This is a genomic window from Pokkaliibacter sp. MBI-7 (assembly GCF_029846635.1).
Taxonomy (GTDB): domain Bacteria; phylum Pseudomonadota; class Gammaproteobacteria; order Pseudomonadales; family Balneatricaceae; genus Pokkaliibacter.
The window spans coordinates 1,739,675-1,765,342 of record NZ_JARVTG010000001.1 but is presented as its reverse complement, the minus strand read 5'-3'; the positions used below and the strand labels follow the sequence as shown (position 1 = coordinate 1,765,342).

Genomic DNA, 25,668 nt, shown 5'->3' with positions numbered 1-25,668 from the left:
ATATTTTGCTCAATATTAAGCAATAAATAGTGTCCGGCAGCCGCCGTAACCCACAGGTAGATTCCATGGTCAACATCAGCGCAGTGCAAAAACGTGTTCGTCACCACTATGTTGCCCATTTGTTTGGCCGCTTCTTTACCTTTGGATTTCTGCAGCAGTCGATGCCATCGCCTGTCCCTGATAGCCTCGACAAGCACCATTGCCTGTGCGAAGACGACGATCTGAGCTGTGGACGCGCAGGTCAGTGTACCGATGAAGAGGCGCGCTTCTATGTAACGCCGTCAGGTGTGAATCATCGCCACGCAGCACGTGCCTTCCCGCATCCGCTGTAACTCGACGGCCTTTAACTCCCTTCCAAACTACGCCGTGGTCAGCCACGGCGTAGTTGTTTGTGCTGATCGGTTTCCGCTGCGCCTGTGTCGACTGTACTATGCCCATTCACGGCCCTTGCTTTGCTGCGGCTAAGGAGCTGTTCGCCCAGCACCAGTAAACAGGGGGTCAGAAACAACGTCAGCAGGGTAGCGAAGGTCAGGCCTCCCGCGATGGCTGATGACAACTGCGTCCACCATTGCGTTGATGGCGCTCCCCAGGCAATTTGCCGGTTGAGCAGGTCGACATTGAGTGACAGCACCATCGGGATCAGCCCCAGCACTGTGGTGATGGCTGTCAGAAACACCGGGCGCAGGCGCAGCTTGCCGGTTTCCAGGGCCGCCTCCAGTGGAGCCATACCTTTGCTGCGCATCTCGTTGTAGGCATCAATCAGCACAATGTTGTTGTTCACCACTATCCCTGCCAGGGCAATGATGCCCAAGCCACACATGACAATGCCGAAAGGCTGAGCGGTAATCAGCAGCCCCAGCAGCACACCGGCAGTAGAGAACACGATAGCCGACAGAATCAGCAGGCTCTGATACAGGCTGTTGAACTGAGTCAGCAGAATCAGCGTCATCAGGAAGAGCGAAGTGACAAAGGCCAGTGACAGAAAACGCATGGTTTCGCGCTGATCTTCATCCTCTCCCTTGAACTCAAAACGCAGGGTCGCAGGCCAGTTCTCGCCCTGCAGTGACTGCTGCAGGGCGTGGACCTGATCATTGGCCAGATAGCCCGGCGCCACCTCACTCTTGATGGTCAGGGTGCGACGTGTATCAACCCGGGTCAGGGTGCCGGTTTTGGGCATGGGCTGCAGCCGGACGAAGTTGCTCAGTGCCACCATCCCCTGCTGGGTATTGATCGTCATGGTATCCAGCTGCCCCAGCGAGCGCTGTCCGGCGGGCAGGCGGACGCGGATATCCACCTCGTCATCACTGTCATCCGGGCGGTAGTCCGCGACCTTGATACCGGAGGTGATCAGCTGTACGGCGTTGCCGATGGTGACAATGTCAGCGCCGAAACGGGCTGCTTCTTCACGATCCACCTGCAGACGCCATTCGATGCCGGGCAGAGCACGATCATCTTCCGCCTCGGCAAAGCCACCGAGACTGTTCATACGCTGACGGATCAGTGCCACGGCCGCATTACGTTGCTCATCCGTACCGCCTGATATCTGCAGCTCGATGGGCTTGCCCTGGCCCGGACCATTCTCGGCCTTGTTGAATTCCAGCTGGATACCTGCAAGGTCTGCCGTGCGCTGGCGCATATCGGCAAGAATGGCATCGGCAGGGCGACGGCGATACCAGTCAATGAACTGAAACTGCAGCTGGCCGATGGTGTCTTCGCTCATCTGGGTATCACCCTGATTGAAGGAGCGTGCCGACAGCGCCTGCAGCTCGGTCATCCCCTGCAGGCGGGCTTCCACCCGGCGTACCAGCGTATCCTTCTCCTCGATCGACAGATCGCCACGGGCATGGATCAGAACCTGAGCAGATTCCGGCTCCACTTCCGGGAAAAACTCCACCCCGTGCCCCCAGTGGCCATAGGCAACATAGGCGCCAATCAGCATCAGCACCGCCGCCAGCAGGGTTAGTGCCGGACGGCGTAACAGGCGTGCCAGCAGGCTGGCATAGCCCCGGGTCAGTGCCGATGCCTGGGTGTTGAGCTGAATCAGCTGCCGTGGCTGGCGGCGACTGAGCACGGCGCCCAGCACCGGCATAAAGATCAGGGCCATGAACAGTGAGGCACTAAGGCAGATCAGTACCGTCATCGGGAGGTACTTCATGAACTGGCCCACCACACCGGGCCAGAACAGCAATGGCAGAAACACCACCAGTGTAGTGGCCGTTGAGGCAATGACCGGCCAGGCCATTCTCGCTGCGGCCTGAGTGTAGGCTTCACGTGCACTGTGGCCCTGTTGCTGCAGACGGTCAGCCAGCTCGATCACCACAATGGCACCATCCACCAGCATCCCCACCACCAGAATCAGTGAGAACAGCACCACGATATTGAGGGTGTAGCCGATGCCGTAGAGGATCAGGATACCGCTGAGAAAGGAGCCGGGAATGGCCAGCCCGACCAGCAGCGATGAGCGTACTCCCATAGCGGCAAGGATGATGATCATCACCAGAATGATGGCCGAAGCGACGTTATTGAGCAGATCGCTGAGCATCACCTTGATCTGCCCGGACTGATCAAGGATATAGCTCATGGCCAGTGGAGCGGGCCATACCTGCTGATGACGTGCCACCACCTGCTGCACGGCATCTATGGTGTCGATGATATTGGCGCCCACCCGCTTCTTCACCTGCAGGGTCAGCGCCGGCTGGCCGTTGACCCGGGCAAAGCCCTGTGGATCCTTGAAGGTACGGCGCACCGTAGCCACATCGGAGAAGCGCACCACCGTGCTGCCCACGGTCTTGACCGGCAATGACAGCAGGTCGTTGATATCTTCGATTACCCCCGGCACCTTCAGCACCATCCGCCCTGAGCCGGTGTCCAGCGCGCCAGCGGCCACCAGCTGATTGTTGTTCTGCACCGTGGCGAACAGATCGGCATAGTTGACCTGATAACTGTCGAGCACCAGTGGATCGACCAGAATCTCCAGCTGTTCTTCGCGATCACCGGCGATCTCCACTTCCAGTACACCGGGGATCGCTTCAATGTCATCCCGCAGGGCGCGGGCATATTGCACCAGCAGGTGCTCAGGCAAGGGTCCGGAGAGGGCGATGGACAGCACCGGAAACAGCGCCACATTGATTTCATGCACAACGGGCTCATCGGTGTCGGCGGGCAGTTTGGATTTGGCGGTATCGACTTTCTCGCGCACATCGTCCAGTGCTTTGCGAGCGTCGAAACCGGCATCGAACTCCAGCATGACCGAGGCATGGCCTTCCGAGGCGAAGGCGGTCATTTCCTTCACTCCCTCAATGGACTTCAGCTCGTTCTCCATCGGTCGCACCAGCAGGCGTTCGGCATCTGCCGGTGCGATGCCCTCGTGGCTCAGGGAGACATAGATCATGGGAATGGCGACGTCGGGGTCGGATTCCTTGGGAATGGCATTGAACGCCATCGCCCCGGCCAGCAGCAGGAACAGCAGCAGCAACAAGGTGGTACGGCTGCGATCCACGGCCGCCCGAATCAGCGTCAGCATACCTCAGCCTCCCTGTGCGGTCGGGGTGGTAACCGCGACAGGCTCTATGGGGTCGCCAGCACTGACGAAGCCCTGACCGGTGCTGATGACCTCCACCTCGGCGGGCAGACCACTCAGCCACACCCCGTCTTCGGCGCTACGCACGATGCTTACCGGATATTCCGCTACCTGCTGACGGCCATCTACGGCTTTGATCACCAGTTGGTTGTGACTGTTCAGACTGAGCAGTGCAGGGGAGAGCAAGTGCGCCATGACACTGGCGACAGGCAACTGCAACGTTGCCGACATGCCTATCAGGCGCTGGTGTTCGGGGTTAGCCACGCTGACTTCGACCCGATAGCTGCGGCTGCCACTTTCGGCTTCTGTGGCGATATAGCTGAGCGTCCCGTGCAGCTCACGACCGTCGAGCAGCCGGGCGGATGCTGGTTGACCCAGATGCAGGCTGGGCAGATGGTTTTGCGGCACCATCGCCGTGACCTTGACTTCCGAGTCATCCACCAGTGTGGCGACAGCATCACCGCGGTCGAGAAAGTCACCGACTTCCAGCGGGCGCTGATCAAGAATACCGTCGATGGGGGCACTGATGCGGGTATGGGCAATATCCTGCACGCTGCTGGCCAGGCTGGCACGGGCGGCCGCCAGTTGAGCGCGCAGCTCCATCAGCCGGGTATCTGCCTGCAAGCCTTTCTGCTTCAGGGTTTCGGCTGCCTTAAGCTCATATTCGTACTGGCGCACCTGAGCTTCTGCCTGTTGCCGCTGTGCTTCCCGTTCGTTCAGCTCCAGTGCGACCAGTAAAGTGCCGCTGCCGACCCGGCTGCCGCGGACGATGGGTAGCTCCTTGACCCGGCCGCTGGTCTCGGCTTTCAGGCGCACCACCCGGCGGGCCTCTACCTGACCCTGAATAATGACGTTGCGGGTGATGCTCTGGGCGGCTGAGTGCAGCACTTCGACCCTGACGGGAGCAGAGGAGGCAGGGGCATCGGCTTGCTGTGGCGCGGGAGGCTCAGTGGCGGCGGTGACGACTTCCCCACCGCTGACCAGCCATACGGCCAGGCAAATCACTAACAGCACGGCTATCCATGTGGCGCTTTTCATCAGTGACATCTCTTATTTTTTGCCTGGGTGCCTGTCTGCAAGGCAGACAGAGTCTGGGTTGAAGGGCGGCAGACCAGTCGAACCCAATCAGGCACAGCGACCGCCATGGCAGGCTGATTGTGCAGATCAGGCAAAGAATCAGGCAGTAATACGCAAGTTTACAGACCGGCGGTCAGTTTAGGAGTTATGTAAAGAATTGGAAAGGGCGGTTATGTAACCACCGGGCTGGCAGCATGAGCCGCCCGGAGGCGTCAGTCAGACCAGACGGCCACCCGGTTGCGGCCCATGGCTTTGGCCTGATAGAGGGAGGTATCGGCGCGCTCCAGCAGCTCTTCGATACTCATGGACGGGCGATAGAAGGCAGCGCCCACGCTGACCGTCAGATACAGGGTGTAATCCTGTATGGTCATGGGATGGGTTTCGATGCGCTGACGCAGGGCTTCCATCAGACTGAAGATGTCTTCGTTGGTACTGATGGGCATCAGCAGCGCGAATTTCTCACCGTTGATGCGGCCGAGGATTTCCCCTTTGCGCAAGCCCGCCTGCAGGGTATGGGCGACAGACTGGATGGCCTGATCACCGATGGTATGGCCGTAGTTGTCATTGATCTGTTTGAAGTGGTCGATGTCGATCATCAGCAAGGCACAGAAAGCAGGCTGAGCACTGTTGACCAGCCAGCAACGGGACTGCTGGATAAAGGAGTGATGGTTGTGCAGCCCGGTGAGGGTATCGGTGCTGGCCAGCTTGACCAGTTCCTGCTCCATCGCCTTGCGCTGGCTGATGTCATAGCTCCAGATCAGGTAAGCCGGTTCCTGCTCGATATAGAGTACCCGCCCGGAGACCACGCCCCAGTACGGGTCGCGGATGCCGATGCGCATTTCCACTTCATCGATCAGCTGCTGGGATGACAGGTTACGGCAGAAGGCACGGCCTGCATCGGCGTCGGCAAAGAAGTGGTCGAGCGAAAAGCTCTGGTACGAGGTGCAGTTCAGACGCTGCAGCAGGCGTTGGTTGACGAAATGCACTTTGCCATCGGGATGAATCAGGATGACATCGCTGGGGCTGGTTTCCAGAATCGCCTTAAGGCGTTCCTCCCGCTCCAGCACATCGTGAGCGCGCTCTTCCACCCGCAGTTCCAGGAAGCTGTTCATTTCGCTGAGGCTGTCGCTCAGGCGACGCTCGCGGAAAATGTAGCTGAGCAGATAGATCACCAGAGTCAAACCAGCTATACCCAGACCGCCCACGGCCCAGGCCAGCTGAATGAACAGCTCGCGATAGTGATAGCGCATGCTGTCGATCAGACTGGCTTGCGAGACGTTGGCTGTGCCCGCCAGATCGTTGATGTCATGCAGGAGTTTGGGCAGCTGCTGGCGGATATCGCCGGTCAGCTGATGCAGCTGGCCGTCACTGAGGGGCGTGCTGCTGGAGGCCTGCTGATCCCAGTGGTTGATCTGATCCATCATATGCAGCAGGGTGCGCTGACTTTCGCCCTTTTCATCGGTGGCGAAGGCGTCCTTTTGCAGACTGTGCACGATATCCAGCAGACTGGCGACGACCTGCAGCCGGATCGACAGCTTGTAGGGATCAAGCTGACCGGAGTCGACGCCTTCCAGCGTATTAGGCAGGTCGTTCAGTTCGTAATAGGCACGATAAAGGTGCCAGATCCCCCCTTTCACCAGCAGCTTGGGTTGCGCCAGAATGTCATTCTGTTCATTGACCAGCTTCAGGGCAGTGCCTGCCACCATAGCGCAGAAAAGCGCCAGGGCAAGCACCGTCACCAACACCATCCGCTGGCGTCGATCCTTCAGCATCTCGACGAACAGCTGCCAGAGATACCGCATCGTTGATTACTCAGCGTCTACATCAATCTTTTCTACCTGCCATACCATGCGGGCATAAATATCCTGATTACGCAGATTGGGCTTGTCATCCAATGGGTATATGACAATCAGCGGCCCATAGTTGCGTACCGCCATATAATTGCCATCGCGCTGATAGGCCACAATCGGATCGTATTGAGTGATATCGTCGGCAGGAATCGGATGAGAATAATTGTTCAATGCAAATATGTTGACGCCTTTGTCTTTTTCATCGACCAGCTTCAGCACTTCACTGAGGGGGATGCCACGCCACTGTGATGAATGATCGCTGTCGTTCAGGTTGGGGAAGAAGGCACCAATGGTTTTGGAGGGCATGGCTTCCAGCTGTTGCAGGGTAAGCACAACCTGCTCATGGTGGGCAGCCGTAATGGTCAGCACCGGGCGATCCGCGGGATAGGGTGCATCGCTGGCCTGAGCGCCTGACAGGCCAAAGGCGGCTGAAAAAGCTACCAGAACGGTAGCAACGACACGGAGCAGTGGTCGCGTGACTGCCTGACTGACCATGAGACATTCCTGAATGAGGTTAGAGTCCACCGGATGGACCAGGGTAATGCAAAGGGCATGCAAAATGCCGTGGTCTGATTCATCAGCAGGACTGATGAAAGAAGCAGCAGCACTCAGTCATGTAAAAAGTCTCAGTATTATGGATCAAAGCCGGGGAAATTCGAAAGCACCGGGGCGTTTTGTAGAAAAATTACTTTCTTTGTCGTGATAGACACACCCAAAGGCGCCGCCAGTCAGAGCATAAATGTATTTCCCGTTATGTCGTCAGTGTATGTCTATCTCCTTGCGGGCAAGTGCTTGGCTTTATTCATAAAAGTACCGGGCTGAAGTCGCTGTGGCAGCGACACTGCCGGTCTTTTTCAGACACTCAGATACTCTTTCACCACCCCGTCGGTCAGCTCGGCCATCGGCCCCTGTGCCACCAGCTGGCCCTTGTCGAGCAGGCGGAAATCACTGCCCACCCTACGCGCAAAAGGCAGCTTTTGTTCCACCAGCAACACGGTCAGCCCTTCCTGCTGATTGAGGGTACGGATCACCTCACCGATTTCTCGCACGATATTGGGCTGAATGCCCTCGGTAGGTTCATCCAGAATCAGCATCTTGGGCTCCAGCACCAGCGCGCGGCCAATGGCCAGCTGTTGTTGCTGGCCGCCGGACAGGTCACCACCGCGGCGATGACGCATTTCTTTCAGTACCGGGAACAGCTGATAGATCTTGTCGGGGATCTTCCTGCTGCGATCCTTGCGGGCACCGAGGGAAATCTGCAGGTTTTCCTCCACGGTCAGCATCGGGAAGATTTCCCGCCCCTGCGGCACGTAGCCGATGCCCGCACAGGCGCGGGCTTCGGTACTGAGGCTGTTGACGGGCTGACCGTCAAACTCGATCTGACCTGAGCGTATCGGTAACAGGCCCATGACGGCCTTCAGCAGGGTGGTCTTGCCGACACCGTTGCGGCCCATCAGGCAGACGCAGCCGCCCCTGGGAATGCTCAGGGACAGATCCCAGAGGGTATGGCTTTCACCGTAGAACTGATTTACTGCGTTGACTTCTAGCATGGCTGAATCCCTTACTCCCCCAGATAGACTTCAATAACCTTCGGATCGTTCTGGATCTTGTCCATTGACCCTTCGGCCAGCACCGACCCCTGATGCAGCACCGTGACAGTGCGGGCGATGGAGCGCACAAAGGCCATATCGTGCTCGACCACAATGACGGCATGGCGCCCGGCCAGTGAGGTCAGCAGTTCGGCGGTGCGCTCGGTTTCCTCGCCGGTCATCCCGGCTACCGGTTCATCCACCAGCAGGATGCGGGGGTTCTGCATCAGCAGCATGCCGATCTCCAGCCATTGCTTCTGCCCGTGCGACAGGGCTCCCGCCTGCTGTCTGGCCTGCGCGGTGAGGCGGATCAGGTGCAGCACTTCGGCAATACGGTCGCGCTGCTCACCGTTGAGTGTGTGCAGCAGGCAGGACCAGACGCCTTTATTGGACGCCATCGCCAGTTCCAGATTGTCGTAGACGCTGAGAGTTTCCAGTACGGTCGGCTTCTGGAATTTGCGGCCGATACCGCCGCGGGCAATTTCGTGTTCCTGCAGTGCCAGCAGATTGATGCTCTGGCCGAAATACACCTGACCCTGATCCGGTCGGGTCTTGCCGGTGATGACATCCATCATGGTGGTCTTGCCTGCGCCATTCGGGCCGATGATGCAGCGCAGTTCGCCGTCGTTGATATACAGCGACAGGTTATTCAGCGCTTTGAAGCCGTCAAAGCTGACGCTCACCCCTTCCACATAGAGAATCGGCCCCTTGCGGGTATCCACCGGCTGATCGAACTCCGGCCTCGGCTGCATGAACTCGAACACCCGGTCACGGGGATAACTGGCCCGCGCCCGCTCCAGCAGACTGGCGGGTTTTTCCAGCACACTCGACATATTCATCATGCAGACTCCTGTTGCTGGGGCAGGCCACTGAGGGCAGCCTTGGGCGTCCGCCGCCATTTACGCTGACCAGCCAGCCCGACCAGCCCTTTGGGCAGGAACAGGGTGACCAGTACGAACAGAGCGCCGAGCGCAAACAGCCAGGCTTCGGGATAGAGCGAGGTAAACCAGGTCTTGGCGTAGTTGACGCTGAAGGCACCGGCGATAGCGCCGAACAGTGTGGCCCGGCCGCCCACCGCCACCCAGACCACCAGTTCAATGGAGTTCAGCGGTGAAAACTCACCGGGATTGATGATCCCCACCTGAGGCACGAACAGTGCACCGGCAATCCCTGCCAGCATCGCCGACAGCACGAACAGCCAGAGCTTGAAGTGCTCAACCTGATAGCCGGAGAAACGGGTGCGGCTTTCGGCATCACGGATGGCGACGATCACCCGCCCCAGACGTGAGGTGACGACCAGGCGGCAAAGCAGATAGCCGAGCATCAGCGCCAGTACCGAAGCGATAAACAGGCCGATGCGGGTGGTGTCGGCCTGTACCGGAAAACCGAGGATATCCTTGAAGTCCGTCAGACCGTTGTTGCCGCCAAAGCCTGCCTCGTTGCGGAAGAAGGTCAGCAGCAGGGCATAGGTCAGCGCTTGTGTGATGATGGACAGATAGACACCGGTCACCCGTGAACGAAACGCCAGCCAGCCGAACACCAGCGCCAGCAGACCGGGTACCAGCACCACCATCAGCATGGCAAACCAGAACATGTCGAAGCCATGCCAGTACCAGGGCAGATGATCCCAGTTGAGAAAGACCATGAAGTCCGGCAGCTCGGGGTTGCCATAGACGCCGCGGTCGCCGATCTGCCGCATCAGGTACATGCCCATGCAATAGCCGCCGAGGGCAAAGAAGGCGCCGTGACCAAGAGACAGAATGCCGCAGTAGCCCCAGATCAGGTCAAGCGACAGAGCCAGCAGGGCGTAACACAGATACTTGCCGAGCAGGGTGACGTTATAGGTCGACAGATGCCAGGCCGAGGTGTCACTGACGCCCAGACTCAGCAGAGGTACGACCACCAGCAGGGCCAGCAGTACCAGCAGAACGATCTGACCGCCCCGGTCGTTTTCCAACAGACGACGTATCAGCATGATCAGGCCTCCGCTGCCCGGCCTTTCTGCGGGAACAGTCCGCGTGGCCGTTTCTGGATAAACAGAATGATGAACACCAGTGCCAGAATCTTGGCCAGCACCGCGCCGGAATAGGGTTCAAGGAACTTGTTGACCACCCCCAGGCCCATGGCGCCTACCAGGGTGCCCCACAGATTGCCGACACCACCGAACACCACCACCATGAAGGAGTCGATAATGTAGGCCTGACCGAGGTTGGGGCCAACGTTGGTCAGCTGCGACAGGGCCACTCCGGCGACCCCGGCGATGCCGGCACCGAGGCCGAAGGTCAGCGCATCAACACGGTTGGCTCGCACGCCAACCGCCCGCGCCATGGCCCGGTTCTGCGATACCGCCCGGACCTTGAGGCCGAGGCTGGTGCGCTTCAGGACCAGCATCAGGGCGAAGAACACGATCAGGGCAAAAATCAGGATATACAGACGGTTATAGGTCAGGGACAGGATCGGGTTGATCTGCCACGAGCCGCTCATCCAGTCGGGCGTGGTCACTGCCCGGTTCAGCGGCGAGAACAGACTGCGCACAGCCTGCTGCAGAATCAGGCTGATGCCGAAGGTGGCCAGCAGGGTTTCCAGCGGGCGGCCATAGAGGAAACGGATAACGCAGCGCTCAATGGCGATACCGACCAGCCCGGACACCACGAAGGCGGCGGGAATGGCGACCAGAATGCTGATGCCGATATGGTTGGGCATCAGCTGCTGCACCACCCAAGTGGTGTAGGCACCGATCATGATCAGCTCGCCATGGGCCATGTTGATCACCCCCATGACGCCGAAGGTGATGGCCAGGCCGACTGCCGCCAGTAACAGCACTGAGCCGAGGCTCAGGCCGAAGAAAATGTTCTGCAGCAGCAGGTTGAAATCAATCTTGCTCTGGATCGATGTAAGGGCACTGGCGGCGGCCTGCCGGACTTCGGCATCGCTGTCCTGATTCGCCACCTGATCCAGACGGGCGCGCACTTCCGGTGACAGCGAACCACGCAGGGTATCGACGGCCAGCAGACGCAGTGATGTGTTCGGGCTGCCCAGTTCTGCCACGGCGATCACGTCACCGAGGACGGCTCTGACCTGCTCGTCGGTTTCGGTGGCAAAGACTTTCTGCAGACGTGGCAGCTGAGCTGCGGTGGAGCCAGCACTGAGCAGGCGCTGTGCGGCCTGCAGACGGTCAGCAGGTTCTTTCGATAACAGGCTCATAAAAGCCAGCAGGTCACGCAGCTGGCCGCGCAGGGCGTTGTTGACGATCAGTTTCTTGCCACTGGCCTCGCTGACCACAGCACCACTCAGGGCATCGGTAAAGGTGTCGCCCTGCCTGATCAGCAGCTGCGCGGGGGTGTCCTTGCTGCTGTACAGCTCACCGTCAAGAAAAGCGCTGAGCAGGGCGGGCGCCCGTGGATCCTGGGTCTGGGCCAGCTGCTCCACCAGTTCGCCCTTCTGTTTGAAGCTGGCTGCTGCGAGCTGGCTGGCCAGGGTGTCGAAATCATTGGCGCGCGCCAGTGTGGTCATGCTCCACAGCATCAGCACGAGCAGGCCGATAAGCCAGTACCTTGCGGGGTTTGCTCTGTTCACAATCCTGTCTGCCTGTCTTGCGGGTGGATAATGGGGGCTGTCCCTCCCGGGAGGAAACGCACTTTTACCTGTTACAGATGCGCAGCGTGTGGCTGCCCTCTCCCTTGGGGAGAGGGACTTGTGTAGCGCCTGCGTGTCGGCTGAAAGAGCCAGGTCAGCGGCTAGCCGTTGTTCTGGCCACCGCTACAGACCTTGGTTTCGGTGTTGTAGTGGCCGCACTTGATCGGGTCGGTCCAGTCGGCGATGACGTTCTGGTCTTCCGGCAGGTAGTCGGACCAGGCATCACCCTTGACCAGTCCATCGGTTTTCCACACCGTGGCGAACTGGCCGTCTTCCTGAATCTCGCCGATCAGCACGGGTTTGGTGATGTAGTGGTTGGGCAGCATGACCGAGGTGCCGCCGGTCAGGTTGGGGGTTTCGATACCGACGATGGCGTCGATCACCTTGTCGGACTCGATACTGCCCGCCTTCTCTACCGCCTTCACCCACATGTTGAAGCCAATGTAGTGCGCTTCCATCGGGTCGTTGGTGACACGTTTTTCGCTTTTGATAAAGGCATGCCACTTCTTGATGAATTCGCTGTTTTCCCCTGTGTCTTCGCTCATGAAGTAGTTCCAGGCGGCGAGGTGGCCGACCAGCGGTTTGGCGTCGATACCGGACAGCTCTTCCTCACCGACCGAGAAGGCCACTACCGGGATGTCTTCGGCAGAAATGCTCTGGTTGCCCAGCTCACGGTAGAACGGCACGTTGGCATCACCGTTGATGGTCGACACCACCGCGGTTTTCTTGCCTTCAGAGCCGAAGCGCTTGATGTCGGCAACGATGGACTGCCAGTCAGAATGGCCGAAGGGGGTGTAGTTGATCATGATGTCGCTCTCGGCCACGCCTTTGGACTTCAGGTAAGCTTCGAGAATCTTGTTGGTGGTGCGCGGATAAACGTAATCGGTACCGGCCAGTACCCAGCGTTTTACCCCGCCTTCGTTCATCAGGTAATCCACCGCAGGAATGGCCTGCTGGTTGGGCGCCGCACCGGTATAGAACACGTTGCGGGACGACTCTTCGCCCTCGAACTGCACCGGATAGAACAGCAGGCCGTTCAGTTCTTCCACGACCGGCAGCACGGATTTGCGCGAGACTGAGGTCCAGCAGCCGAAAATGGCTGATACCTTGTCCTTTTCCAGCAGTTCACGGGTTTTTTCGGCAAACAGCGGCCAGTTGGAGGCAGGGTCGACGACGACCGCTTCCAGTTGCTTGCCCAGCAGACCGCCTTTCTTGTTCTGCTCCTCGATCAGCATCAGCATGGTGTCTTTCAGCGTGGTCTCGCTGATGGCCATGGTGCCGGACAGGGAGTGAAGTACCCCGACCTTGATGGTGTCACCCGCCGCCCAGCTGTTACGCAGGCTGATGCCCATGCCCATGGCAACCCCGGTGGCACACATGCTCTTGATTAAGCTTCTACGTTTCATTCGAACTGCTCCCTATCTTGTCAACTTGCTTGTCGTTTGTGGCGGTGATCGTTCGTACTACTTCGGGTACTGCGGGCATGGTGTGCACTTCAGGCTGCTGACTCTGTGCCGGGCGGCAGGCGGTGGCAGTCCTGTGGCGAGTGCATCTACCGGTCGTCGAAAAGCGTCGGTGTGCTTTTCAGCGGCCTGTTTCGTTATTCTCCTCGTGCCGTGTGCAGCATGTGCAGGGTGATCTTGCGCACTTCGGCCTTGCTTTCCTCAATGTGAGACTTCAGCAGCGACTGCGCCTGATCGGCACGACGCTGGATGATCAGCCCCAGAATTTTGGCGTGTTCGTTGTAGGTCGCTTCCACCCGGAACGGCTTGGTGAAGTCCAGCCGGCGGATAATGCGAATCTTCTCCGTCACACTCTTGTGGATGGCGGCCATTTCCTTGTTGCCGGTGGCTTCCACCAGCATCATGTGGAAGCGCTCATCCAGCCCGGAGACAGTGGGACCATCCTGCAGACGCTCTTCGGCAGGCACCATCCAGATGCGTTTCAGGTCTTCCAGCTGTGGTGCGGTACTCTCCCTTTCGCACAGGCGTTTGACCGCAGCGGTCTCGAGGATGATGCGCACGTCATACAGATCCTCGAAGTAGCGGAAGTCGAACGGCCTGACCTGCCAGCCACTGCGAAAGTGCACATCCACATAGCCTTCACGCTGCAGCCGGTACAGGGCCTCACGCACCGGCGTGCGGCTGGCGTCGGTCTGGGCAGCAATGTCCTGCTCGGTAAAACGGTCCCCCGGCAGCAGACGAAACTCGAAAATATCGTCCTTGAGCTGGGCGTAGATACGCTCAGCCAGGTTTTCCGGGCGACGCTTGAGCGGCTTTTTCCCCTCCGGGGCGCCGTTGCTGCTGGCGGTGCTGTCCAGGGATTCACTCATCAGAATTGTCCTTCGGTATACGCGCGGTTACGCAGGCTCGATAACCACCAGAGCATCACCCGCGTTGACGGGCTTGCCTGGGCGGCAATGTAAAGCCTTGATCGTACCGGATACCGGGGCATGAATGGCAAACTCCATTTTCATCGCCTCAACGATGACCAGCGGTTCGCCTTCCTCCACGCTGACGCCGTGCTCCACCAGCAGCTTCCAGATGTTGCCGCTGATGTCGGCCTGTACCACATGGCCGTCATGGTCGAGTGCAGGTGCTTCCTCTTCCTGCTCATGGCTGGCCTCATCGCCGTATTGCTGCTGCCACAGTGCCACTTCGGTGGTAAAGGCCTGTTGCTGGCGCGCCTTGAAGGCACTGATGGAGCCCTCGTTGTCAGTGAGGAACTGCTCATACAGGGCCAGATCAAACACTTCCTCCTCGATGCGGATGCTGGCCCGGCCCTGACGGAAGTCTTCACGCAGGCGGGTCAGCTCCTCTTCACTGACCGGGTAGAAGCGCACCTGATCGAAGAAGCGCAGCAGCCACGGCTCACCGGCGCTGAACTGGGTGTTCTTGAGGAAGGTGTTCCAGATGGGCAGGGTGCGGCCCACCAGCTGATAGCCGCCGGGTGAGTCCATGCCGTAGATGCACATGTAGACCCCGCCGATACCGACCGTGCCTTCGGCGGTGTAGGTGCGCGCCGGGTTGTACTTGGAGGTCAGCAGCCGGTGCCGCGGGTCGACTGGCACGGCACAGGGGGCGCCGAGGTAGACGTCACCCAGACCCAGCACCATGTAGCTGGCACTGAAGACCACATCACGGACATCGTCACGGCTGTCGAGGCCGTTGATGCGCTGGATGAAGTCAACGTTGTTGGGCAGCCAGGGCGCCTTGTCTTTCACGGACTGGCGATAGCGGGCCACGGCATCCAGGGTGGCGGAATCCTCAAACGCCATGGGCAGGTGCACTACCCGGGTGGGGATGCGCATGGAGTCCACCGCAGGCAGGGTGTCTTCCAGTGCCAGCAGCGCCTGCAGCAGCTCGCGCTGGTGGATCAGCCGGCTGTCGTAGCGAATCTGCAGCGAGCGTACGCCGGGTGACAGCTCCTCCACGCCTTTGATGGGCGTGCGTTTCAGCGCTTCCATCAGCGCATGCACGCGGAAGCGGAAACGCAGATCCAGCACCATGGGGCCGTATTCGAGCAGGAGGTACTTGTCTCCGGCCTGACGGTAGGCCACCTGCGGGCGATGACCTTTTTCCGGCAGTTCTGCCAGTACCGTGGGCGACACCGTGCCCAGCGGGGTGGGCGTGGCGACGACAGCGACCGGTGTGACCGGATGCAGGCTGGCGATGGCTTCGTCCTGCGCGTTTTCCAGTGCCAGAGCCTGATCGAAATTCATCGCCCTGAAGCGGATGCGATCCCCCGGTTTGACCTGTCCGACCTTCCACAGCTCGGCCTTGACGATGGTGACCGGGCAGACGAAGCCGCCGAGGCTGGGGCCGTCATGGGTAAGAATGACGGGCATGTCGCCGGTGAAGTTGATACTGCCGATGGCATATTCGCAGTCATGGACGTTGGAGGGATGCAGGCCCGCCTCGCCACCGTCACTGCGGGTCCACTCAGGTTTCGGGCCATTGAGGCGGATTCCCAGCCGGTTGGAGTTGTAATGCACTTCCCAGGCGGTGGCAAAGAAGGTGGTAATGGATTCTTCGGTGAAGAAGTCCGGTGCACCGTGGGGGCCGTACAGTACGCCGATCTGCCATTCCCGCGCGCCCGTGTCGGCAGGCTGTGGCAGGGCATAGTCGGGGATCAGCCCGGCTGCGGCGGCGCAGGGTTCACTGACGGGCGCATCGACATTACCGGGCAGCGCAGGGCGGCCGAGGGGCAGCATGTCACCGGTTCGCAATGGGCGCCCGGCATGGCCACCAAACTGGCCAAGGGCGAAGGTGGCACGACTGCCGAGGTAGACCGGCACATCGAAGCCACCACGAATGGCCAGATAGCTGCGGCAGCCCTGACTGGCCTTGCCGACCTTGAGCACCTGCCCGGCGCGGACGCTGACCGGTTGCCAGAACGGCACCTGCTGCTCGTCCAGCATGGCCTCACTGACCGCACCGCAGAGGGCGATGACGCTGTCCTGATGGAATTTCAGGGTCGGGCCGATAATGGTGCATTCCAGCCCGGCAGCAGATTCAGCATTGCCGACGATGCGGTTGGCCAGACGGAAGGCATAGTCATCCATCGGCCCGGACGGCGGCACACCGATATCCCAGTACCCTTTACGGCCGGGGTAATCCTGCACCGTGGTGTAGGTGCCGGGGCTGAGTACTTCCAGCACCTGTGGCTGATAGATAAAGCTTTCCAGTGCGCGGGTGGAGACTTTGCCAGACATGAAGACCTCGTCGGCAATCACCTGTCGCAGGTAATCCAGATTGGTGGCAATGCCGCTCAGACGGGTGGCCGCCAGCGCTTCATTCATGCGGATCAGCGCTTCGTTGCGAGTCGCGCCATGCACAATCAGCTTGGCCAGCATCGGGTCGTAATGGGGGGTAACTTCGGCGCCGGTGCTGATCCAGCCATCCAGACGCACATGGTCGGGGAAGCTGACTTCGGTGAGTACACCGGGTGACGGCTGAAAGTTCTTCGCCGGGTCTTCGGCATAGATGCGCACTTCAATGGCGGCACCCTGTGGCTGCACGGCGAGGGTGGCAAAATCGGGTGCCTGTCCGGCGGCGATTTCCACCATCCAGCGCACCAGATCAAAGCCCGTCACCATCTCGGTGATGGGGTGTTCCACCTGCAGGCGGGTGTTGACCTCAAGGAAGTAGAAGGCTTCGCGGGCGGTGTCGTAGATAAATTCAACGGTGCCTGCCGACTGGTAGTGGACGCTCTTGCCCAGACACACTGCCGCCTCCAGCAGCGCTTTACGGGTGGCTGCATTGATGCCGGGGGCAGGGGTTTCTTCCACCACCTTCTGGTTGCGGCGCTGCAATGAGCAGTCACGCTCACCCAACGCGATGACTTCACCCTTGCCGTCGCCGAAAATCTGCACCTCGATATGGCGGGCATTGTCCACATAGCGCTCGAGAAACACCCCGCTGTTGCTGAAGAAGCTCTTGCCCAGCCGCTGTACCGATTCATAGGCATCCACCAGCTCGGCCTCACTGGCGCAGCGGGTCAGGCCGATGCCGCCACCGCCTGCGGTGCTTTTCAGCATCACCGGATAACCCAGCGCTGCCGCGCTGTGGCGGGCTTCATCGAGACTGTTCAGCAGGCCGGTGCCGGGCGTCAGGGGAACGCCTGCGGCAGCTGCCAGCTCACGTGAGGTGTGTTTGAGGCCAAAACGGCGAATCTGATCGGGAGTAGGGCCAATAAAGACGATGCCAGCGGCTTCGCACTGCTCGGCAAACTCGGCGTTCTCTGACAGGAAGCCGTAGCCGGGGATGATGGCCTGTACACCGGTTTCCTGCGCCACATCGAGAATGACATCACCGCGCAAATAGCTCTCTGACGGGGCCGCCGCACCGATGCAGATGGCTTCGTCGGCCAGCGTGACATGGGGGCTGTTGCGGTCGGCTTCGGAGTACACCGCCACGCTGTGAATACCCATGCTGCGCAGGGTACGGATGATGCGTACCGCAATCTCGCCGCGGTTGGCGATCAGTATCTTGTTGAACATGGCCTTTCTCCCCTTCGCCGCTCAGGACTTCAGGCTGGCGATGTAGGCACGCCAGCCGCCAAACTCGGTAATGTCGCGGGCGCCCTGCAGGGCCCAGGGTTCACAGATAAAACCTTTCACCGTACGGCCATCGGCCAGGGTCAGGTTGCCAATCCCCAGCGGTGGCGGAATCAGGCCGACGAAGGAGCCAAAGGCCGTCAGCGGCATGTCCCACAGCTCGACGCTGATGGGTGCGCCTTCACCGGCGGCGACCTTAAGCAGGCCGGGTTTCGGCGGCGTGCTGTTGGGCAGGGCAAACAGGCGGTAGTCAGCACTGGTGGTGGTCTGTTCAGCGAGCAGGGCGTGGCGCTCGATCAGCTGGGTGTTGAGCGGCATGCCACTGAGATGAGCACCGACCACGGCCACCCGGATCCAGCCTGCGGGGGTGTCATGGCGAGGGGCGGCGGTGACGGGCAGGGCTTTACCGGTGGCGCCCCGGGTCCAGGGTGCGAAGGCCTGCCAGCGGCGGCCAAACTCCACCAGGGCAATGTCCTGCCAGGTCGGCGCAATCAGGGTGATGCCCGCAGGCAGGTCATCGGCACGTAACGGGCCGGGCAGTGCCAGCGCACACCAGTCAGCGAAGTTGACGAAGTTGGTGAAGGTGCCGTAGTGGCTGTTGAACAGGATCGGCTCCTGCTTCATCTGCTCACGGGTATAGATGGTCGGTGAGGTAGGCACACACAGGGCATCGACACTGCCGATGATGTCATTGGCGATGCGTAGCAGCTCCATGCGCCGGTATTCGGCCTTGAAGGTATCCACCGCCGTGAAGTTAGCGGCCTTTTCGATGATGGCGCGTACCACCGGGTTGATGGCATCGGGCTGCTGGCGGTAGAAGTCGTCGACGGCGGCCATGCGTTCGGCGACCCAGGGGCCTTCGTACAGCAGCGCAGCCATCTCGAACAGCGGGCTAAAGTCGATCTCCTTGAACGTGATGCCCATCTCCAGCAGCTGCTGTTTAGCGGCGGCGAAAGCGGCTTCGGCCTGCTGATCATCAAACCAGGGGATACTGGCAGGGATGCCGAACACCGGCTGTGCTGGCAGGCTGCGTGGCGCTGACAGGTCAGCCTCGCGGGAATAGGGATCACGGGGGTCAAAAGCTTCAGCGACCTGCAGCACGCTGGCGGCATCGTCGACGCTGTAGGCGAACACGGTGATGCAATCAATGCTTTTGCAGGCGGGCACCAGCCCGCTGTTACTCAGCGCACCGCGGGTGGGTTTCAGCCCGACCAGGTTATTGAAACCAGCCGGTACGCGGCCGGAGCCGGCGGTATCGGTGCCCAGTGAGAAGGTCACCAGACCGCGGGCCACCACCGACGCGGAGCCGGAACTGGAGCCGCCACTGACGTATTCCGGTTTGAAGCTGTTGGGCACTTCGCCGTAGGGCGAGCGGGTGCCCACCAGACCGGTGGCAAACTGATCAAGATTGGTTTTGCCCATCAGCACCGCTCCGGCCTTGCGCAGCTGGGCAATCACAAAGGCATCCTGTTCGGGCAGAAAGGCGAATTCGGGGCAGGCCGCGGTGGTGGCAATACCGGCGAAGTCGATATTGTCCTTGGCGGCGAAAGGCACTCCGTACAGGGGCAGCTGGCTGAGGTCGCCCCCGACGCTGGCCAGCAGCGTATCCAGCGCTTCCAGTTGCTGCTGCAGCTGGGCTGGCGTGATCACACTGATCCAGGCGGGGTCGTCGGCGGGATACTGCGCCAGCAGTGCAGGCAAGGCGTCGCGCGGCGTCAAAGCGGCGCTGCGGTATGCGTCCTGCCACTCTTGGATGGTCCAGCCCAGATCGATGTGCATGGTGAAAGTCCTTGGTATCCAATCTTGTATTCAAGATGGTATTCAGCAAGGCCTGTGCCATTTCTCACCTGCACTGCACAAAAGGAAAAAAGCTGAATGAGATCAATCCACTGCACAGGGAATGGAAAAAAGAGAGAGGGTTACGGCAGGGGGCTGTGTTCGCTCGGGCTGCACCAAAAACTGTCGAATATCCCGGCTAATGAACCGGATCAGGGCACAGGCAAGCGGTGTTGAAACACTGAATGCGACGCTCAGGGCAAAGGGCGGCCTTGCACCGCCCACATGGACCGCCGCGCTGTGTTTAGGCGCAACCATTTCGGGAGCTGCAGCGGTTCATTGTCCCGAGCGGGAAGCGCTCGGTGTCAGATTGTTTGCCAGCAAACAGGTGCTTCTCTCCCCACACCTTAATAACGACGCGGGGTACGACGATGCCTGTGCACACTGCGGTGGGCGGCTTGCGTCGAAAAGCGGGAGGCATTCCAGCGCGGCTGGCAGGTCACCCTCTTCGGCGATTCTGCAGCCGCTAACGTCCTTTCAATCCGTGCGAAGGGTGGCTGACGGCCGGTCTGTATCCGGCATAGGTGCTTCGCCTGCAGGCATGGAAATCCCCTTTGTTTTTGCTGACCCATGACATGCCATAGATGACAAAGGTTCGGCATCCGGGCTGAGATTGTTCGGTGGATCAGGCAAGCAAACGGCAGGATTCTGCTACCGGATGTCCGCCCGTCGGAATGAAAATTCACGCAACAGTAAAGCACTGTCCACGCCCGATGAGATGCAATCCTGACGGCTATGGCAGCGCTCAGTGGTCGACCAGCGACTGAAGGAGTGTTCCGTGAAAGTAAATGCCTACGGTGCTTATGCCGGCGATAAGCCGCTTGAGCCCATGCAGATTACCCGCCGTGAGACGGGAGCTCATGACGTTCAGATCGACATTGCCTATTGCGGTATCTGTCATTCTGATCTGCATCAGGTGCGCGCCGAGTGGGCCGGTACACAGTTCCCGTGTGTCCCTGGCCACGAAATCGTGGGACGGGTGTCGGCCGTCGGCCCTCACGTCGGTCATTTCAACGTTGGCGATCTGGTCGGCATCGGCTGCATCGTCGATAGCTGTAGGCAGTGCGAGGAGTGTGACTCCGGTCTGGAGAACTACTGCGACGGCATGGTCGGCACTTACAACTTCCCCACGCCGGATGCCCCGGGCTGGACGCAGGGGGGCTACTCACAACAGATCGTCGTGCACGAGCGCTATGTGCTTCGTATTCGTCACCCGCAGGCTCAACTCGCTGCCGTAGCGCCGTTGCTGTGCGCAGGCATTACAACCTATTCGCCGCTGCGCCACTGGCAGGCAGGGCCAGGCAAGAAAGTCGGTATTGTCGGCATCGGTGGCCTGGGTCATATGGGCGTCAAGCTTGCCCATGCGATGGGAGCGCATGTGGTGGCCTTCACTACCTCCGAGTCCAAGCGTGAGGCAGCGAAGGTATTGGGAGCGGACGAGGTGATCGTGTCACGCAATGCTGACGAAATGGCCGCTCATGCCAAGAGTTTCGATCTCATTATCGATACCGTTGCGGCAGCCCACGACCTCGATGCCTACCTTGTGCTGCTGAAGCGGGATGGCACGCTGACGTTGGTAGGTGCGCCTGCCACACCGCATCCATCACCCGAGGTATTCAACCTGATATTCAAGCGTCGCGCGCTGGCCGGCTCGATGATTGGTGGCATCGCTGAAACGCAGGAGATGCTCGACTTCTGCGCCACCCACAACATCGTTTCCGACATCGAACTGATTCGTGCCGACCAGATCAACAGCGCCTACGAACGCCTTCTGCAGGGCGACGTGAAATACCGCTTCGTGGTCGACAGCGTCACGCTCGCAGCTTAACTGACCACTCATCTGGAGAATTCAACATGAACAAGCACAATGAAACGGGCAGCACCGTTGCCTGCCAGGATATGCATGATGCGGAGCGTCGCAGTGTGCTGAAAATGACCGGTGCCAGCATCGCCGCGTTGAGCGTTGGGGTGCTGGCCTCGGGGCAGGCTGTTGCACAGTCGACGCTGGAACTCAGTGATAAGTGGGACAAGACCTTCCCGCGCAGCAATAAGGTTGATCACAAAAAGGTCAGCTTCACGAATCGCTATGGGATCACCCTGGCGGGCGATCTTTACAGTCCTAAAAATGCCAATGGTAAGCTGGCAGCGCTCGCCGTTGGGGGACCGTTCGGCGCGGTGAAGGAGCAGTCATCAGGCCTCTACGCACAGACCATGGCGGAGCGAGGATTCATCACGCTGGCTTTCGATGCTTCTTACACTGGGGAAAGCGGTGGCCAGCCAAGGAATGTCGCATCGCCGGACATCAATACCGAAGACTTCAGCGCAGCCGTTGATTTTCTGGGGTTGCAGCCTGACGTTGACCGCGAACGCATCGGCATCATCGGCATTTGCGGGTGGGGTGGCATGGCCCTGAACGCGGCTGCAGTGGACAAGCGTATCAAGGCCGTGGTGGCCAGTACCATGTACGATATGACCCGCGTGATGTCGAAGGGGTATAACGACAGCGTCACCCTTGAACAGCGTACTCAGGCTCTGGAGCACATGAGCCGCCAGCGCTGGGCGGATGCCGAGAGCGGCGCGCCGGCCTACCAGCCACCCTACAACGTGCTGAAGGGGGGCGAACCCCAGTTCATGGTCGATTACCACGACTACTACATGACCAAGCGTGGTTACCATGAGCGTGCCGTGAACTCCGGGAATTCCTGGTCGCAGACGACGCCGCTGTCGTTCATGAACATGCCGATCCTCAGTTACATCAAGGAAATTTCGCCGCGCCCTCTGCTGTTGATTCATGGCGAAAAGGCACACTCGCGCTACTTCAGCGAAACCGCTTATGCCGCTGCGGCGGAGCCCAAGGAGCTCATGATCATTCCGGGTGCGGTTCACACCGACCTGTACGACCGGGTTGAGGTGATCCCCTTTGACAAGCTGGTGTCCTTCTTTAATCAGCATCTGGCGCAGGCTTGAGAGTGCGCCGCCTGGCCTGTCTGCGAATGGGCCTGTCGCTGATGTGCCTTGCACTGTGCGTAAACCCTGTCGCTCTGGCGGCAGGGTCCGTGGCGCCGGCCCCTGCGCCGGCGATCAGGAAAGCGGAGGATGCGCGTATGTGGATGAAAGTCGGTGAACGCCGCTTCGCCATCACCCTTGCGGACACCGCGGCCGCACGCGCCTTCGCTACCCTGTTGCCTTTGACGCTGGAAATGGAGGAGCTCAACGGAAACGAGAAGAAGAAGGCGTTGCCACGGTCGCTGCCGACGGATGCAAGCCGACCCGGCACGATTCACAGCGGCGATCTTCTGTTATGGGGCGAACACACCATCGTGGTTTTCTACCAGACCTTCAGTTCACCTTATGCCTATACCCGGCTGGGCCGTGTGGACGATCCAGCCGGCCTGGCTCAGGTACTGGGCGCTGGTGACGTGCGAGTGGCATTTCTCCGACACTGAGGGGCAGTTCGCGCAGAACAGAAGGGAGCTGTGTCGTTGTGCATGCTGGGAACCCGTTATCAGCCGCAGGCGCTCTGCAGGCCAACGGCGTGACGCACCACGGCGACCATGCTCTGCTTGACGCCCGCGATGGGTTTACCTTCCAGAATCAGGTCATCTATTGCACCCAGTATTCCCCTGTAAATGAACGTCGCTGTCAGGTGCGGCTCCTGTACGATCCAGATCCCCCTTTGATGCCCTTCCCGCAACAGGGCAACAAAATCAGTCATAAAGGGCATATCCGCCGAGGTCCATCGCGACGCAGGATAGTTGCCATACACGACTTCGTATAATGGCCCGATGTTGATGTAGGCATCGAACGCAGCACCAACCCAGGTCTCAAGCCTCTCCAGCAGATCATCGCTTTGGTTCCCGGCCAGCACGGCATCCATATCTGTCTGGTACTGCTCAGCTACACGCTGCCGCAGCGCAATCAGCAGGGCCTGCTTGGATTCGTAGTGGTGATAGAACGTTCCTTTGGCGCTACCGGCGAGCAAGACGATTTCGTCGATGCTCGTTTCGTCAAAGCCTTTCTCCACGAATAACGAGGCAGCCGCTTCCAATAGCTTCTGCGCGCTCCGCAGGCCGCGTTTCTGCGGCTTACGTACTCGCGCGACGGCACCTTGGGTTGGAGGGGGCTGAATGGGGGGCATTAAGTGGTTCTCTCATGGCTAGGTGGTTATCGATGTACAGGAGGGCCTGGCACATATCGCTCAACGCGGCACTCAATCAACACAGTCTGCCCCGTGGTACTCACGCCGTCTCTCGGGAGCGACGCACCCTCCGGCCTCCCCATGCTGTTCGCGATCCTCTTGACAAAACCGACTCGAAGTCGGAAACCCTGATTGATCGACTGTAAGTCTGTTTTTATAGCCCTGTCGGCCTTATCACTGCCAGCCCGCTGTTCTCCGGTTTTTGATGGGAATGGCAGAAATAGCAGAAATGGCAGTAAGACAAGAAGCGCATCGGCAGTGAAGCTCGCTGCTTTTGCCTTTCCGTAACTGGCAACGCTTGATGAATCATTGCAGCACGCCACACGCGCTGTTGTGAACCGACACCATCAGGGCCTGGGATTGAGACTCACAAGGCAATTCCCGCCCGCTACCCTGCAACCACTGTTCTAGAGAGGAACCCGCAATGGAACCTACCCCCTCTGCCGTATCCGCTCGATGCCCTGGCTCCGTTTTACAGCCGTGAGACGCTCGAGTATCACCACGACAAGCACCACGCCGCCTACGTGTCGAACCTGAACAATCTGCAGAAGGGCACCGAGTTCGAAACAAAGACGCTGGAGGAAATCATCAAGACCTCCAGCGGCGGCATTTACAACAATGCAGCCCAGATCTGGAACCATACCTTCTTCTGGCACTGTATGAAGCCCAGTGGCGGCGGAGAACCCACAGGCGCGTTAGCCGCAGCGCTGGATGCCAGATGGGGCAGCTATGCCGCCTTCAAAGAGGCTTTCGTCAAGAGCGCCGTGGGCAACTTCGGTTCCGGTTGGACGTAGCTGATCAAAAGGCCCGACGGCAGTCTGGATATTCTCAATACCGGTGCCGCCGGCACGCCGCTGAAAAGTGGCGAGGGAAAGGCGTTGCTGACCGTGGATGTGTGGGAGCACGCTTACTACATCGACTACCGCAATCTGCGGCAGAAGTTCGTCGAAGTATTCCTCGATGAGCTGGTCAACTGGGCGTTTGCCGAAGCCAACTTCGCCTGAGTGAACCGGTGATCTGCCACCCATCTCATGGATGAGCTGGCAGTTCGCCAGCCGGGACACGCCACTCCAGAGTTACCTGTCGCAGAAAATCAACCAAGAACAACCATGAAGCAAAACCCATCACTCATTGCCCTTGTAACCGGCGCCACTGACGGAATTGGCAAGGAAACAGCCCGCCAGCTCGCAGAGAAAGGTGTGGCGGTCATTATCGGCGCCAGGAATCTGGAAAAAGGACAGAGCGTCGTCGCGGAGTTCAAGGCCATGGGGCTGGATGTTGAAACTGTGCAGCTCGATATTACCGATGAGGTCAGCGTTGAACAGGCGGCACAGACTGTCGATGCCCGTTACGGTCGTCTCGACATTCTCGTGAACAACGCCGGAATGTCAGTGGATCGCGGTCCTTTGAGCGAATTGCCGGTGCAGGACCTGATTGCGCTATTTGAAACGAATGTATTCGGCACTTTCCGCACCACTCAGCGATTTCTCCCACTGATTCGTCGTTCCGGGCATGGGCGGATCGTTAATGTGACCAGCAGCCTGGGATCGCTGTGGACAATGACCGATGAAACCAGTCCCTATTATCAGGTGTCGCTGCCCTCTTATGCGGCCTCTAAAGCGGTGCTGAATGTGCTGACCGTTCAACTGGCCCGCGAACTGAAAGAGTCGGGTATTAAGGTGAATGCAGTTGAGCCCGGCCTGACGGCAACCCGCTACATCACCATGCCGGGAGCACAGCCTGTCGAGGTCGGTGCCGAAGCTTCCGTGCATTATGCGCTGATCGGAGACGACGGACCCACCGGTGGCTTTTTTGACCGGCACGGCCCCTATAAATGGTGACAG

The 25,668-nt window shown here is 59.6% G+C and carries 18 protein-coding genes and 1 pseudogene; 6 read left to right on the top strand and 13 right to left on the bottom strand.

Annotation, left to right across the window (positions count from 1 at the left end; all coding sequences use genetic code 11):
* Window positions 1-65 precede the first annotated feature (65 nt).
* Window positions 66-332, top strand: coding sequence for a hypothetical protein (locus QCD60_RS07890; protein ID WP_104156155.1), 267 nt, complete (start codon window positions 66-68; stop codon window positions 330-332).
* A gap of 38 nt (window positions 333-370) precedes the next feature.
* Here QCD60_RS07890 and QCD60_RS07885 read toward each other — a convergent pair whose 3' ends face one another.
* The 12 genes from QCD60_RS07885 to atzF form a co-directional block, all read right to left on the bottom strand.
* Window positions 371-3,523, bottom strand: a complete 3,153-nt coding sequence (locus QCD60_RS07885; RefSeq protein ID WP_279784002.1) for an efflux RND transporter permease subunit — start codon at window positions 3,521-3,523, stop codon at window positions 371-373.
* Window positions 3,524-3,526: 3 nt separating this feature from the next.
* Complete coding sequence (locus QCD60_RS07880; RefSeq protein ID WP_279784000.1) at window positions 3,527-4,618, bottom strand: efflux RND transporter periplasmic adaptor subunit; 1,092 nt, start codon at window positions 4,616-4,618, stop codon at window positions 3,527-3,529.
* 251 nt (window positions 4,619-4,869) lie between these two features.
* The gene (locus QCD60_RS07875; protein ID WP_279783998.1) at window positions 4,870-6,459 is read right to left on the bottom strand and encodes a GGDEF domain-containing protein; all 1,590 of its coding nucleotides are present in this window, start codon (window positions 6,457-6,459) and stop codon (window positions 4,870-4,872) included.
* 6 nt (window positions 6,460-6,465) lie between these two features.
* Window positions 6,466-7,002: a molybdopterin-dependent oxidoreductase gene (locus QCD60_RS07870; RefSeq protein WP_279783996.1), complete on the bottom strand. Its 537-nt coding sequence runs from the start codon at window positions 7,000-7,002 to the stop codon at window positions 6,466-6,468.
* A 359-nt stretch (window positions 7,003-7,361) separates the two neighbouring features.
* Window positions 7,362-8,057: an urea ABC transporter ATP-binding subunit UrtE gene (urtE, locus tag QCD60_RS07865; RefSeq protein ID WP_279783994.1), complete on the bottom strand. Its 696-nt coding sequence runs from the start codon at window positions 8,055-8,057 to the stop codon at window positions 7,362-7,364.
* Window positions 8,058-8,068: 11 nt separating this feature from the next.
* Window positions 8,069-8,929 carry an urea ABC transporter ATP-binding protein UrtD gene (gene urtD / locus QCD60_RS07860; RefSeq protein ID WP_279787899.1) on the bottom strand — a complete coding sequence of 287 codons (861 nt, stop codon included), beginning with the start codon at window positions 8,927-8,929 and terminating at the stop codon, window positions 8,069-8,071.
* Between the two features lie 5 nt (window positions 8,930-8,934).
* A complete protein-coding gene (gene urtC, locus QCD60_RS07855; protein ID WP_279783993.1) occupies window positions 8,935-10,071 on the bottom strand; it encodes an urea ABC transporter permease subunit UrtC in 1,137 nt (378 codons plus the stop codon).
* A 2-nt stretch (window positions 10,072-10,073) separates the two neighbouring features.
* On the bottom strand, window positions 10,074-11,609 hold the full coding sequence (urtB, locus tag QCD60_RS07850; RefSeq protein WP_279787898.1) for an urea ABC transporter permease subunit UrtB: 1,536 nt from the start codon (window positions 11,607-11,609) through the stop codon (window positions 10,074-10,076).
* A 224-nt stretch (window positions 11,610-11,833) separates the two neighbouring features.
* Window positions 11,834-13,090 carry an urea ABC transporter substrate-binding protein gene (gene urtA / locus QCD60_RS07845; protein WP_279787897.1) on the bottom strand — a complete coding sequence of 419 codons (1,257 nt, stop codon included), beginning with the start codon at window positions 13,088-13,090 and terminating at the stop codon, window positions 11,834-11,836.
* A gap of 242 nt (window positions 13,091-13,332) precedes the next feature.
* Window positions 13,333-14,064: a GntR family transcriptional regulator gene (locus QCD60_RS07840; RefSeq protein ID WP_279783990.1), complete on the bottom strand. Its 732-nt coding sequence runs from the start codon at window positions 14,062-14,064 to the stop codon at window positions 13,333-13,335.
* Window positions 14,065-14,091: 27 nt separating this feature from the next.
* Window positions 14,092-17,733, bottom strand: a complete 3,642-nt coding sequence (gene uca / locus QCD60_RS07835) for an urea carboxylase (protein ID WP_279783988.1) — start codon at window positions 17,731-17,733, stop codon at window positions 14,092-14,094.
* Between the two features lie 21 nt (window positions 17,734-17,754).
* Window positions 17,755-19,569, bottom strand: a complete 1,815-nt coding sequence (gene atzF, locus QCD60_RS07830) for an allophanate hydrolase (RefSeq protein WP_279783986.1) — start codon at window positions 19,567-19,569, stop codon at window positions 17,755-17,757.
* Window positions 19,570-20,404: 835 nt separating this feature from the next.
* Here atzF and QCD60_RS07825 point away from each other — a divergent pair.
* The 3 genes from QCD60_RS07825 to QCD60_RS07815 all read left to right on the top strand — a co-directional run bounded on the left by QCD60_RS07825 (window position 20,405) and on the right by QCD60_RS07815 (window position 23,072).
* Window positions 20,405-21,454 (top strand): NAD(P)-dependent alcohol dehydrogenase, encoded by a 1,050-nt coding sequence (locus tag QCD60_RS07825; protein ID WP_279783984.1) that lies wholly within the window; start codon window positions 20,405-20,407, stop codon window positions 21,452-21,454.
* Between the two features lie 26 nt (window positions 21,455-21,480).
* Entirely contained in the window at window positions 21,481-22,593 is a 1,113-nt protein-coding gene (locus QCD60_RS07820; protein ID WP_279783982.1) for an alpha/beta hydrolase, read from the top strand.
* Between the two features lie 137 nt (window positions 22,594-22,730).
* Window positions 22,731-23,072, top strand: coding sequence for a cyclophilin-like fold protein (locus QCD60_RS07815; RefSeq protein WP_279783980.1), 342 nt, complete (start codon window positions 22,731-22,733; stop codon window positions 23,070-23,072).
* Window positions 23,073-23,131: 59 nt separating this feature from the next.
* Here QCD60_RS07815 and QCD60_RS07810 read toward each other — a convergent pair whose 3' ends face one another.
* Window positions 23,132-23,674, bottom strand: coding sequence for a TetR/AcrR family transcriptional regulator (locus QCD60_RS07810; RefSeq protein WP_279783978.1), 543 nt, complete (start codon window positions 23,672-23,674; stop codon window positions 23,132-23,134).
* A 527-nt stretch (window positions 23,675-24,201) separates the two neighbouring features.
* On the opposite strand from QCD60_RS07810, the pseudogene QCD60_RS07805 reads away from it, so the two are divergent.
* Both QCD60_RS07805 and QCD60_RS07800 read left to right on the top strand, forming a co-directional pair.
* Window positions 24,202-24,828, top strand: a pseudogene (locus QCD60_RS07805) (Fe-Mn family superoxide dismutase).
* Between the two features lie 105 nt (window positions 24,829-24,933).
* Window positions 24,934-25,665, top strand: a complete 732-nt coding sequence (locus tag QCD60_RS07800) for an SDR family oxidoreductase (protein WP_279783976.1) — start codon at window positions 24,934-24,936, stop codon at window positions 25,663-25,665.
* The last annotated feature ends 3 nt before the right edge of the window (window positions 25,666-25,668 follow it).

Excerpts from the sequence above, each read along its gene's own strand:
- QCD60_RS07890 (WP_104156155.1), top strand. The coding sequence starts at position 66 with ATGGTCAACATCAGCGCAGTGCAAAAACGTGTTCGTCACCACTATGTT.
- QCD60_RS07885 (WP_279784002.1), bottom strand. The coding sequence starts at position 3,523 with ATGCTGACGCTGATTCGGGCGGCCGTGGATCGCAGCCGTACCACCTTG.
- QCD60_RS07880 (WP_279784000.1), bottom strand. The coding sequence starts at position 4,618 with ATGAAAAGCGCCACATGGATAGCCGTGCTGTTAGTGATTTGCCTGGCC.
- QCD60_RS07875 (WP_279783998.1), bottom strand. The coding sequence starts at position 6,459 with ATGCGGTATCTCTGGCAGCTGTTCGTCGAGATGCTGAAGGATCGACGC.
- QCD60_RS07870 (WP_279783996.1), bottom strand. The coding sequence starts at position 7,002 with ATGGTCAGTCAGGCAGTCACGCGACCACTGCTCCGTGTCGTTGCTACC.
- urtE (WP_279783994.1), bottom strand. The coding sequence starts at position 8,057 with ATGCTAGAAGTCAACGCAGTAAATCAGTTCTACGGTGAAAGCCATACC.
- urtD (WP_279787899.1), bottom strand. The coding sequence starts at position 8,929 with ATGTCGAGTGTGCTGGAAAAACCCGCCAGTCTGCTGGAGCGGGCGCGG.
- urtC (WP_279783993.1), bottom strand. The coding sequence starts at position 10,071 with ATGCTGATACGTCGTCTGTTGGAAAACGACCGGGGCGGTCAGATCGTT.
- urtB (WP_279787898.1), bottom strand. The coding sequence starts at position 11,609 with ATGACCACACTGGCGCGCGCCAATGATTTCGACACCCTGGCCAGCCAG.
- urtA (WP_279787897.1), bottom strand. The coding sequence starts at position 13,090 with ATGGGCATGGGCATCAGCCTGCGTAACAGCTGGGCGGCGGGTGACACC.
- QCD60_RS07840 (WP_279783990.1), bottom strand. The coding sequence starts at position 14,064 with ATGAGTGAATCCCTGGACAGCACCGCCAGCAGCAACGGCGCCCCGGAG.
- uca (WP_279783988.1), bottom strand. The coding sequence starts at position 17,733 with ATGTTCAACAAGATACTGATCGCCAACCGCGGCGAGATTGCGGTACGC.
- atzF (WP_279783986.1), bottom strand. The coding sequence starts at position 19,569 with ATGCACATCGATCTGGGCTGGACCATCCAAGAGTGGCAGGACGCATAC.
- QCD60_RS07820 (WP_279783982.1), top strand. The coding sequence starts at position 21,481 with ATGAACAAGCACAATGAAACGGGCAGCACCGTTGCCTGCCAGGATATG.
- QCD60_RS07815 (WP_279783980.1), top strand. The coding sequence starts at position 22,731 with ATGTGGATGAAAGTCGGTGAACGCCGCTTCGCCATCACCCTTGCGGAC.
- QCD60_RS07800 (WP_279783976.1), top strand. The coding sequence starts at position 24,934 with ATGAAGCAAAACCCATCACTCATTGCCCTTGTAACCGGCGCCACTGAC.